This window comes from Paenibacillus sp. CAA11, assembly GCF_003060825.1.
Lineage (GTDB): Bacteria > Bacillota > Bacilli > Paenibacillales > Paenibacillaceae > Fontibacillus.
The window spans coordinates 4,384,842-4,396,494 of the sequence record NZ_CP028922.1; the positions used below are offsets into that span (position 1 = coordinate 4,384,842).

An 11,653-nucleotide genomic window follows, 5' to 3' on the forward strand; every position below is an offset into this window, starting at 1 on the left:
CTACTTATAAGATACTGATAATCATTATCATTTGTCAACTGTTTTCTTATTTCTTTGATATTTGATATGCGAATCCATTTCATAATAATTTCAGTGGATTAAATCGTTTAATCCTTTATGAAATGGATTCACTCCCTTCTAAAATAAGGATAGAATTGTCACACGACCCTATGATAATATATGGAAATTGCCGATAAATACGTTGGGTTCTATTTAATTTACATACTGAAATGAGGTTATCCCTGTGACAATGATTGGCATTGATCTCGGAACTACGAACAGTCTGGCCGCCTATTGGACTGAAGATGGCCCCATCATCATCCCTAATGTCCTTGGAGAAGCATTAACTCCTTCTGTTGTCAGTGTAGATGATAATGGCGAAATTCTTGTAGGACAGGTAGCCAAAGAGCGGCTAATCACCCACCCACAGGTGACGGCGGCTACTTTCAAGCGCTATATGGGAACCGAGAAGGTGTACCGGCTCGGACGCTACTCCTTCTCTCCCGAAGAGCTCTCCTCCTTCATTATCCGCTCGCTGAAATCAGAGGTGGAAGCCTTCCTCGGCGAAGAGGTCAAAGAAGCTGTGATCAGTGTTCCGGCTTACTTCAACGACATTCAGCGCAAAGCGACCAAGCGCGCCGCAGAGCTCGCCGGGCTCAAGGTTGAACGACTGATCAGCGAGCCTACGGCCGCTGCCATCGCCTATGGTCTGCACACCCAGGAGAGCGATACGACATTCCTGGTATTCGACCTTGGCGGCGGTACCTTCGATGTATCCATCCTGGAATTCTTCGAAGGTGTCATGGAAGTTAAGTCCATCGCCGGAGACAACTACCTCGGCGGTGAAGACTTTAGCCAGCTGCTCGTATCCTACTTCATTGAGACGAAGGGAATCGATTATCAAGCGCTGGACTTCAAGCAGCGCTCTGCTCTGTTCAAACAGGCCGAAGTGTGCAAGCGTGCCATTGGTGTTGGAACCAAAGGCGAGATGACCTTCACACTTGGCGATGTGACGCATACGCTCAACCTGGACCGGGCGGAATTCGAGAAGATTGCCGGCCAGCTGATTCTGCGGCTGCGTCATCCGATCGAGCGGGCCCTGCGGGACGCCTCCCTCTCCCCAAGCGACCTCGATGCGGTCATTCTGATCGGAGGAGCCACCCGGATGCCTGTTGTCCGCTCTGTGGTCAGCAAAATTTTCGGACAAATGCCGTATACCCAGATTAATCCGGACGAAGCCGTAGCCTTAGGAGCTGCGATTCAAGTGGCGCTGAAGGAGCGCAATGAAGCCCTGAAAGAGGTAGTGCTTACCGATGTGTGCCCATACACACTGGGGATTGAGACCACGAAGGTGCTGGGGCGCGACCATTACGATTCCGGCCATTTCTCGCCGATTATCGAGCGCAATTCACCGATACCCATCAGCCGGGTGGAAAGCTATAGCACGATCCATGATCAGCAGGAGCAGATTCGTGTACATATCTACCAAGGGGAAAGCCGCAAGGTTGAGCACAATATTAAGCTCGGTGAGATGCTGATCCCGGTATCGCCTGCTCCGGCGGGAGAACAGTCTATTGATGTCCGGTTCACTTACGATATTAATGGCATTCTGGAGGTTGAAGTCACCACGGTCAGCACCGGCGTCAAACAGAAGGTGGTCATTGAGAAGAATCCGGGCAAGTTCACTCCCGAGGAGATTGAAGAACGGCTAAGAAAGCTCAAGGACATTAAGATTCATCCCCGTGAACGGACAGAGAACCGGCTGCTGCTGGCCAAAGGGGAGCGACTGTACGAAGAGGCGCTTGGCAAGCAGCGAGAGGAGATTGCTTTTCTACTTGAGCAATTCGAGCGCGTCTTAGCCTCACAGAATGAGCAGGAGGTCAAGAAGGCCGCCGCCGTGCTGCGGAAGCAGCTGGAGCACCTGGAGAGGTGGCGTGATTATTAATGAGCATATGGGCTACTCTCGGCATAGAACCTACTAATGATTCCCGCGAAATTAAGCGTGCTTATGCCCGGAAGCTGAAGCTGTTTCATCCCGAAAGTGACCCAGCAGGCTATCAGCGGCTGAGAGAAGCTTACGATGAAGCACTGCAGCTGGCGAAGCGGCAAGCAGCCATTCCTGATTGGGATGACGATGACGATAATGATTATGAAGAAGAGTGGCCTGATGCTATTGAAGAGCAGGAGCTTGAGGAACAGGAGCTTGGAGAGAATCAGGCCATCCCCCGCTCGCTGTTCATGAACGACAAAATACCGGAGGATGAAGAATCAGGAGACAGTACCTTGCGTCCATTCTCTCGCAATCTCTTCATTGAGGAGGAACCGCTGGAAGATGAAGAAGTAGGGGATACAATCATTCCCCCCCTCTCCCGCCCTCTCTTCTGGAATGATTCGAGGCCGGACCCTGAGTCAGAGCCGCATCCAGAAGAGTATAAGCTGAATCGCCGGAATCCCAATGATGCCGAAGAGTTCCTTTCACGCTTCGAAGCGCTGTATCACCATTTTCAGGAACGAATTAACAAAGAGGCTTGGCTGAATCTGCTCAACGATAATATTCTATGGGATCTGGAGCAGCAAGAACGCTTGTCGGAGCAGATGCTGGATTATCTAGACGAGCACCCTCATCTTCCCCCATCCATCTGGCAGCTGCTTGACAGCACCTTCCATTGGAGTACGCAGGCCAAGCAGCACCCTGAACAGTTCGGGGAACTGTATCCGGATGTCTATTCCCGGTTGAACGGGCAGCGGTTCGAAACCGATCAAGGCTATGTAGCACTAGGACTCGCAGGAGACATCGACCATGAGGAGTTTCTGTCTTACCGGGAGGAAGCCTGGCAGGCTTTGCTTCGCCTGAATTACGAAGAGGCTGGAGAGCACCTCAAGGCATGCGCCCGAATCTTCTCTAATGAGCCAGACCTGATTCGGCTGCAGATTCATTACCATCGGCAGGTTGGTGAGCATGAGCTGGCTATTCAGCTGTGCGGACTCAGTATTGAGCTCTATCCTGAGGTTAGGGACCCTTATCTTGTGCGAGCCTCCCTGCTTATTCAGGCAAGGCGTGCGCCTGAAGCTAAGGGGGACATTGAATACCTGCTGGAGTGGGAACCGGATCAGACAGATGTTCTGCACTGGGCTGGACAGTACCATATGCTTCAGGGCAGCTTCGATGAAGCACGTTCCATTTACCAGCGGCTTTTGGATCGTGACCCACGAGACACGCACGCTTTTGTAGCGTTATCCCATCTGGACGCTGACCGGCTTAAACAGGTTAAGAATGCAGAGGAACGGACGCGAATCCGGCAGCATCTGAACAAGCGCCCCTTGGCTGAGCGGATAAGAGACTTCTTCATCAGTCTGCTTGCCGCCAAATGGAAGGGGATCATTGTATTGGTTCTGCTGCACCTCTTCTTCTTCAACGCATTCACTGAACAAACTGGCTATAGCGTAGCAGGCTATATTCGGGAGCAGTTTAAAGAACCTGAAGTCCAACTCATTCATGATGCAGGTGAACTGGCAATCCTCGATTCCGAGCATAACTTCGTTCAACTAACACTGACAGATGCGCAATACATCGACCTTTATCAGGTAATTGACGAGGATGGAGTCACTGATTACTTGCCTCTGGCAGAAGCCCAGAAACGCGGATTATTCACCGGTAAGCCCGGATATATATGCATAGGCAGGGTCGCCGACTCATATGTCGTTGCCAGCTTAAGCTATGAGCAGGCCAAGGAGGTTAATAAACGGGGGACGATAACAGTGACTGGAAATGCCCATCCACTCAGTGCCAGTCAATTGGACACCAAACTGTCGGAATGGATGAAGGAGAGACCCATTCAATCCAAGTGGATTTCAGCTTATCCGCTGGCAAGCACCTATATTGATGCACAGGAAGATCCTAACCAACAATCCCTGCCAAAGGCGAACGGAATGGTCTGGATTTATGCTATTGCCGCCGTCATCTACTATATTCTGATCCTCCGGACCGCCCGAAGATTCTGGAGAGTCATGCGGTACAATTGAGAATAGGAGGTTAACTAAGGTGATTATACCCCAGCGTACTTTGCAGTATTGGGAGCATGCGCTGATTTCCATTGGCACGACCGGGAATCATGCTTACTTCTTTCAGCAAAATCCCGATCTGGCGTTTAGGAACGAGAAAGAGATTAAAGAGGAAATGATGCCTGCTTGGGATATCACCGACTCCGAATCTCTCAAGCATCATATCCAGTGGCTGCTCACGGAAGGACACCGTAAGGAATTCGAGTTAACCGCTGCACGGCTGGCTTGCCTTCCACAGGAAGCGCGGAACGATTATGTCCGAAATTTTTCCGAAAGTGAACAGGAGCTGGCCAGACTCTATGTAGTCCACAAATATTTCAGACGGCTTCCTCCGACGACCATTGCTGCCCACGATTTTCTATACGCCACCTACTACAGCTCGGCAGGCTGCAGAATCCGGTATTTAACGGAGTCTGAGAAATGGGGCTTCATCTCGCTGGCCGTGAGTGCAATCAAGAAACATTACAGAGGTTGGGATGAACTGATCAGCGCCTTCCATGTTGGTGTTATGTATGTTGCCGGACAACAGATCGTTGAGCCGCATCTAAAGGTGCAGGGAAAGCTGCTGACCTCCCGAAAAAGCCCTTTATACAAGATAAATTTCTGGTCTTAATTATCTATACAAGTAAGAGCGTCCAAGTGTGGACGCTCTTACTCATTCCAGCTGAAAAGCCAGCCCTAGGCTGCTCGCGGCTGCCGTATATTATTTAGAAGCTTGGGCCAGGCGAACCAGCATATGCGCCAGCGCATGCTGCTGCTCTTTGTCGCCAACCTTCCAAAGCTCCTGCAGAAGCTTCTCTTCCGAGTTCCGCGGCTCTTCCTTGGCGGCGAGATAACCGGCCACCTTCTCCGCAGCTTTGGCCATGACTTCCTCGTTCAAGCCAATATTTTTCGCCATCTCAATCTTGTTGCCTAAATAACTCTTAAATGCATCAAAGCTCTCCAGAATGCTGTCCTTTTTGCCATCGTCTATCCGATTCAGTGCGTCATCGACTCTGTTCAGCGCTACTTCGCCCTCCTTATTCACAACATGATTATGCTCTGCCATTTCTAACGCCTCCTCTGAATTGTGATGCACTTTATTTAGGACCTCTTTTAGGTACAGTAGTACTTACCCCGCCCAGTTGTAATGCAAACTCTCCCCTGAAAAACAAAGCTTCCCGCCCGCTATGTAAAAGAAAGCGTCCAAAGGCAAGAAAAGCAGGCTTAACCCTTGCCGCAACACGGCGGGGGTTAAGCCTGCTTTAGGTAAGCACTACACTACCGGATCATTTGGCGACCGGTACAGCATTATAGTATTCTTCAAGGGTGATACCCCGTTTGGCAATGTCGGCGGCAATCTCCTTGCCAACATAGCGAAGGTGCCAAGGCTCATACTTATAGCCGGTAATGGCGTCCTTCCCCTCCGGATAGCGAATGATAAATCCATACTCGCTGACATGATCAGCAAGCCATTTTGCCTCCTTCGTCTCTCCGAAGCAGTCCTCTGCGGCACATCTGCCGTCACTTGCCGATACGTCGATAGCTAGTCCCGTTTCGTGCTCACTGTGCCCGGGAACTGCGCTATAAGTCTTGGCCTTCTCCTCGCCATCCTTCTTCACGTATCGGTTAAACAGCGTCGTCTGCGTCTTATGTGACCGATAAGCGGAAACCCCTGCCAGATAAATGCCGTCTTTCTTAGCTCCAGCAAACATCTCCTCCAGCGCCGTCGCTGCTTCCTTACGCATCATCCGCTTCTCAATCTTGTCCTTGAAGGTGAACGGTACGTCAGGATAAACCAAATCCTGCGGCGTATAATCCTCGGGCAGCGCAAACTCCTTGTTTACAAGTACCGCCATGCTCTTTGGATTTGCTGCAGCCGCCTGGTCCGGCTCTGCCGCCGAGTCCTGGTGATCTCCTGTCTCGGTGACAGGCTCGGATACACGATTTTCGCTATTCGAAGTTGCATCCTCTCCGTCCTTGCCCGTATCCGCTGCAGGCGATTTCGCATCTCCTGACGCGTCGCCTTCGGCCGGAGCCGTCACAGGGTCCGTAATCCCTTCCTGAGTCTGACCATCACTACTATTCCCATTCGTGCTGGTATTGCCGTTGCCCTTGCCACAGGCCGCAAGCAGAGCTGCAGCCAGCAGCAGCACAACTAGAACGGCCACATAGGAACGGCTTCCCTTAGGCTTCTTACTTCTAATCATTGCTGACATCCTCCCTCTCTCACTCTCCGGGTGCCCGTTGTCTCTCTATACCTTAATTCGACTGCATCCAATCCAATCTATGCAGAATGAGCCACTATGCGGCCTTCCAGCTTAACGCCCCCGGCGGCCTCCGCCTCCTCGAGACCCGCTTCTGCCGCTGCCTCCACTGCCTCCGCTGCTCCCTCGGCTCTCACCGCGACGGCCCCGGCCGCCTTGACCCTCGCTGCCTTTGCCTCGATTACCGCGGCCGCCTTGCTGCTTGGAGCCGTCTTGACGGCCTTCTCCCCGGCGGCCTCCTGCATTGCGGCCCTCGCCGCGGCGGCCTCCGCTGCGCCCGCCTGCGGCAGTGTTCGGCTGCTTGGCACGCCCTTCACCCTGACCCTGCTTACGCCCGCTTCCTTCCGGCTGGCCTTCACGCTTCACCAAGCCGGAGGCTTCATAGCGCTGTCTTTCAATACGCTGAGAAATACCGCGCTCAATGTCCCGCAGCTCCGGCAGGTCTCTCGGCGCCACAAAGGTTACAGCGAGCCCTTTGCCCCCAGCCCGGCCCGTCCGGCCGATCCGATGCACATAGCTCTCCGCATCATGAGGAATATCGTAGTTGTAGACATGTGTCACGCCCTCTACGTCGATCCCCCGCGCCGCTACATCCGTGGCTACCAGCAGCTGAAGCTTGGCGTCGCGGAAAGCGCGCATCACCTGCTCACGCTTGGACTGCGACAGATCGCCGTGCAGCTCGTCTGAGGCATACCCTGCCTCCTGCAGAGCCTCATTCAGCGTCTTCGCCCGGCGCTTGGTGCGGCAGAAGATGACGGCCAGATAAGGACGATCGCGTTCAATCATCATCTGGAGTGCATCCTGCTTGGAGCGGTCGGTGCACTCAATGACAAGCTGGCGGATGTTGTCCAGCGGAATATCCGAGCCTGAAGAAATTCGAATGTCCTTAGGCGTCTTCATGTAGTTCCGGGCCAGACGCCGGATGCCGTCCGGCATGGTGGCAGAGAACAGCATCGTCTGCCTGCGCTTTGGCGTAGCATTGATCAGCTGCTCGACTTCATTGAGAAAGCCCATATGCAGCATCTGATCGGCCTCGTCAAGCACAAGCATCGTTACGCCGCCCAGCTGGAGCGAGCCGCGGCGCAGATGATCGAGCAGGCGCCCCGGCGTGCCGATCACGAGATGGCTCCCGCCTTCAAGCTTGCGCAGCTGGCGTTCCACGTCCTGACCGCCGTAAGCGGCCAGCAGATTTACCCCAGGCCGCCCGGCAGCCAGCTTGCGCGCCTCGGCCGTCACCTGAATCGCAAGCTCACGCGTCGGTGTAATAATCAGTGCCTGCGGCTGCGGCTTAGCTGGATTAATTCGTTCGAATATCGGTAAAAGGAAGGCAAGTGTCTTGCCAGTCCCCGTCTGGGCCTGGGCAATGACGTCTCCGCCCGCTAGCAGCTCAGGAAGCGCCGCTTCCTGCACAGGCGTAGGTTTAACAATCCCCTGACTTCTAAGAATATCATTCAAAGCTGGCAATATGCCGAATTGCTGAAATGTCGTCAATCCGTTCACCTCATTATTTATTGGGCCTGCTTACGACCCGCAGACTTATTGTAACAAGGATCGACACAAATCAAAAGTCCGGGCGGCATAAACAAATGCCGCCCGGACGAATATCAAACGCTAGAACCGCCCTGATTTGAAGATGGAGTACAGCAGCCAGATGAACATCAATGCAGCTATAATAAATCCAATCTCTATGGCTGGAATATCCCACAATACGGTAGGCTGACGGGACAAGGAGGAGCCGATGATCAAGCCGACCATAATAATACTGAAGGCAAGCAGCACAATGCTGAATGATAGACGATTGCTGATCTGATCCAGCTTGCGCAGAAATTTGTCCGCCTCGGGAAGGTCCATCTCAACCCTGACCTTCCCTTTACCGAGTAGAGCCGATAACCGCCGAGCCTGTCGCGGCAGCTCTGTGAGCGTATCGGCAACTTCAGCAGCACCCTCTGCCAGCTTGCCTCGAAGTCGGCTGGGACTGTATTTCTCCTTAAGCAGCCTTCGGCCAAAGGGCTCGGCCAAATCCAGAATACGGAGCGACGGCTCCAAATTCAGGGCCACACCTTCCATCGTAAGCAGAGCCTTGCCCAGTATGACCAGATCGGCTGGAAGAACAATCCGATGACGCTGGGCGGTAGCAAGCAGATCATTCAGGGCTTCCCCCAAACGAATCTCCGAGAAAGGAATGTCATAATACTGCTCTCTCATTCGGTCCAGCTCTCTGTACAGCCCGTCCTGGTCTGTCGAATCGTCCAGCAGTCCCATGCGAACGATCGCCCGCACCATACCGCTGGTATTGCGGCGCATCAGCGCAATGATAAGAGAGCTCAGCTGGTCCTTCATGTCAGAGCTGAGCCGCCCAACCATCCCAAAATCTATGAAAGCCAGGCTTCCATCCTCCCGAATCATCAGATTCCCGGGATGCGGGTCCGCATGGAAGAAGCCGCCGATGAAGATCTGATGCAGCATTGCGTTCACCAGATGTTCCGCAATCTGCCTTAGGTTCCGCCCCTGCAAAGCAAGTTCCGCGGTTCGGTTTAGATGCGTGCCCTCCACAAACTCCATGGTCAGCACTTTGGAGGTAGTATAATGCCAATATATTGCGGGAATATGTACGACCGGGTCCTCTTTGAACTGCAGCCCGATCTTCTCTGTGTTCCTGCCTTCCCTGCTGTAATCCAGCTCTGCCTTCATGGATTCGGAGAATTCATGAACCATCTGGGGAACTTGATATGGGTCCACCCAGCGCAAATGGCGGCGGGCCAGCTCGGTCAGATCATGCAGGATCTGCAGATCTCGTTCAACCATCGGCACAATGCCCGGACGCTGAACCTTGATCGCGACCTCCTCGCCGCTTAACAGTGTGGCCCGATGAACCTGTCCGATAGATGCAGCAGCGATCGGCTTCGTATCAAATCGGGCCAGCAGCTCTTTAACGGGAGCGCCCAGCTCATGCTCCAGAATCTCCTCTACCTCCTCTGCCGAGAAGGGAGGAACCTGATCCTGAAGCTTAACCAGCTCATGGATAAATTCTGGCGGCAGCAGATCCGATCTTGTGCTGGCCAGCTGACCCAGCTTCACAAAGGTTGGGCCCAGCTCCTCCAGCACCAGCCTAAGCCGCTCCGCAACTGTCCGGCTCTCCCTAGGCTCTTGGTGCAGGATCCATTTTCGCGGCAGTGAGAGGGCACGAATAAGGCCTAATTCCTCGACCATATAGCCAAAGCCATGGCGCATAAGCGCCATGGCGATCTCGCGATACCGGCCCGCGTGCCGGATTAGAATACCCATCGCTTAAGACTTGCTTCGCTCAAGCTCGGCAACCTTAAGCTCAAGCTCCGCCACCCGCTTGTGCAGCGACTCCAGCTCCTGACTGCTTGCGCTCCCCAAATCCTGAAGGGCACGCTTTACCTGCTCGGAGACAAGCTCTTTCAGGCGGATCTGTTCCTCTTCTCCGCGTTCAACCAGTCGGTTTATGAGCTCCTTGGACTCCGCGGGAGCAAGCTCTCCGCGCTTGACGAGATCATCGACGATCTTCTCCACTTTCTCTTTACTGACAATCGTCAGGCCTAAGCCCAAAGAGACGGCTTTCTTCAACAAATCACTCATCACAAACATCCTTCCTTCGGTTTATTGATATAGATTGAACCAAAGCTTTACATGAACTTTCGATATATAACGGCCTAATACGGCGCCCTATAACATTCAATTCTTTAGTTCATTCTATAGAGAAGCGCAAAATAACAAAGCAGTCATACAGCCTTAGCAAAAGTCTACCCCGGATAATGGCCGGCCCATTTGGCAGCCTGCAGCACAAGCTTGCGGTACTCCGGATGCTTAAAGGAGCCTTCATCATGGCCCGGCATCAAATACACAATCCGGCCAAGGCCGTAAGCATGCGCCCATGCTGCAGGATGCAGCTCCCCTTCTTCCTCGTATTCCATCAGGATCGTCTTCTCCGTGAAGGGATCAAATTCAAAGCGGTAAGGCTCCTCATCGATCTCAAACGGCTCTATCCCTTGCAGAATATCATGCTCCGGAGCGGATACTCTTAAAGACAGCTGCCGTCGGCTCGGATGTCCTGTAAACTTCGCACCCATCAATTGGGCCACCTCATAGCGGTCCTGAATCCCAATGCCCTGATGCAGCACCAACAGCCCCCCTCCCTGGCTTACAAAAGACAGTAAACCAGAGGTCTCTCTAAGGGACAGCTTATCGCTCCAGTTCTCAATATATGAAATGCACAGATCGTAGCCTGTAATATTCCCCGGCTCCAGCATCTGCTGATTCTCTGTACACTGCACACTAAAATGGTCCTGCAGGGTATGTGTAATTTCCCTGTCAACTCCCTGCAAGGGATGAAATTTAGGATGTGTATAATTACCGACCAGCAGTGCCTTCTTACGTATCATCATCTGTACTCCTCCTATTCCTTAGGTCAGCTGTGAGAGTCTTACCCTATCAGCACACCTTATCTCATGGCCCTTTTAGTCTCGCTGTGAGGCGTAATAACGAGCTAATTCCACCAACATACTGCCCATGCGCTCCTCAGCAGGAGCAATGACTCGCTGCAGACCGGCTTCCCGCAGCCCCTGTGCCGTCACTTTGCCGACAGCCACAGCCAGAACAGGCCCGCTAAGGGCGTCTACGAGTTCCTGCTTCCGGCCGCTCAACTCTGCATATTCAAGCAGGAAACGTACCTGCGAACTGCTGGTAAAAGTCACGGCATCAAGGTGGCCCAAGAGCATATCGCTGAGCAATCGCTCAATATCCTCCTCTGGAGGAGCAACATGGCGATAAGGCAGCAGCTCCTTATAACGCGCCCCCTGCTCGGTAAGCCACCCTGTAAGCCTTGGCGCAGGTTCCCCATGCAGCTGAATGATCATATGGCAGTCTTTTAAATCATATCCCGCAAAGGCACGAATCAGACCTTCCGTACTGCCATCATCGTCTCGGACAAGCGGCTTAAGTCCACAGTCCTTAAGGGCATTTACCGTCTTGTATCCCCTTGCTGCAATGCGGGTATGCCGGATCGAGTGCTCCAAAGTAGGGAGCCTGTTCATCTCCTCCGCCTTCTGAAACAGCGCGCTTTAGCCCCATCCCAGTCGTAAACACAGCCCAATCCGGAGATTGGGCCAGCCAATCCTCAATTCCATCCCGCAGCGCATCATCATCGACCATTACCGTGCCTTGAGCGGGGCGAAGAAGGGGAATCCCTCCCATATTCTCAACGAGCTTCGCAAGCTCCTGCCAGCGCCGCGTACCCGTTAAGGCCACTCTTTTGCCTTCCAGCCGTCTAGCCACCCTCAGACCTCCTTTCGCTCGTTCGTTTTCTATTTAGCTTATACGAG

The 11,653-nt window shown here is 53.2% G+C and carries 9 protein-coding genes and 1 pseudogene; 3 read left to right on the top strand and 7 right to left on the bottom strand.

What is annotated here, in order from left to right:
• Positions 1-244: 244 nt before the first annotated feature.
• The 3 genes from DCC85_RS20540 to DCC85_RS20550 are packed head-to-tail and all read left to right on the top strand — an operon-like array spanning position 245 to position 4,675.
• On the top strand, positions 245-1,945 hold the full coding sequence (locus DCC85_RS20540; RefSeq protein WP_108467232.1) for a molecular chaperone HscC: 1,701 nt from the start codon (positions 245-247) through the stop codon (positions 1,943-1,945).
• Complete coding sequence (locus tag DCC85_RS20545; RefSeq protein WP_108467233.1) at positions 1,945-4,023, top strand: tetratricopeptide repeat protein; 2,079 nt, start codon at positions 1,945-1,947, stop codon at positions 4,021-4,023. Before DCC85_RS20540 ends, DCC85_RS20545 begins: the two co-directional genes overlap by 1 nt.
• Positions 4,024-4,042: 19 nt before the next feature.
• The gene (locus DCC85_RS20550) at positions 4,043-4,675 is read left to right on the top strand and encodes a DUF1266 domain-containing protein (RefSeq protein ID WP_108467234.1); all 633 of its coding nucleotides are present in this window, start codon (positions 4,043-4,045) and stop codon (positions 4,673-4,675) included.
• 90 nt (positions 4,676-4,765) lie between these two features.
• Here DCC85_RS20550 and DCC85_RS20555 read toward each other — a convergent pair whose 3' ends face one another.
• The 7 genes and pseudogenes from DCC85_RS20555 to DCC85_RS20585 form a co-directional block, all read right to left on the bottom strand.
• Positions 4,766-5,110: a DUF3243 domain-containing protein gene (locus DCC85_RS20555; RefSeq protein ID WP_108467235.1), complete on the bottom strand. Its 345-nt coding sequence runs from the start codon at positions 5,108-5,110 to the stop codon at positions 4,766-4,768.
• A gap of 220 nt (positions 5,111-5,330) precedes the next feature.
• Positions 5,331-6,251 (bottom strand): M15 family metallopeptidase, encoded by a 921-nt coding sequence (locus DCC85_RS20560; RefSeq protein WP_108467236.1) that lies wholly within the window; start codon positions 6,249-6,251, stop codon positions 5,331-5,333.
• Between the two features lie 111 nt (positions 6,252-6,362).
• Positions 6,363-7,799, bottom strand: coding sequence for a DEAD/DEAH box helicase (locus tag DCC85_RS20565; RefSeq protein ID WP_108467237.1), 1,437 nt, complete (start codon positions 7,797-7,799; stop codon positions 6,363-6,365).
• A 120-nt stretch (positions 7,800-7,919) separates the two neighbouring features.
• Complete coding sequence (locus DCC85_RS20570; RefSeq protein ID WP_108467238.1) at positions 7,920-9,593, bottom strand: ABC1 kinase family protein; 1,674 nt, start codon at positions 9,591-9,593, stop codon at positions 7,920-7,922.
• 3 nt (positions 9,594-9,596) lie between these two features.
• On the bottom strand, positions 9,597-9,911 hold the full coding sequence (locus tag DCC85_RS20575; protein ID WP_108467239.1) for a phasin family protein: 315 nt from the start codon (positions 9,909-9,911) through the stop codon (positions 9,597-9,599).
• Positions 9,912-10,075: 164 nt separating this feature from the next.
• The gene (locus DCC85_RS20580; RefSeq protein ID WP_108467987.1) at positions 10,076-10,714 is read right to left on the bottom strand and encodes a ThuA domain-containing protein; all 639 of its coding nucleotides are present in this window, start codon (positions 10,712-10,714) and stop codon (positions 10,076-10,078) included.
• A gap of 75 nt (positions 10,715-10,789) precedes the next feature.
• A pseudogene (locus DCC85_RS20585) lies at positions 10,790-11,606 on the bottom strand (uroporphyrinogen-III synthase).
• Between the last annotated feature and the right edge of the window lie 47 nt (positions 11,607-11,653).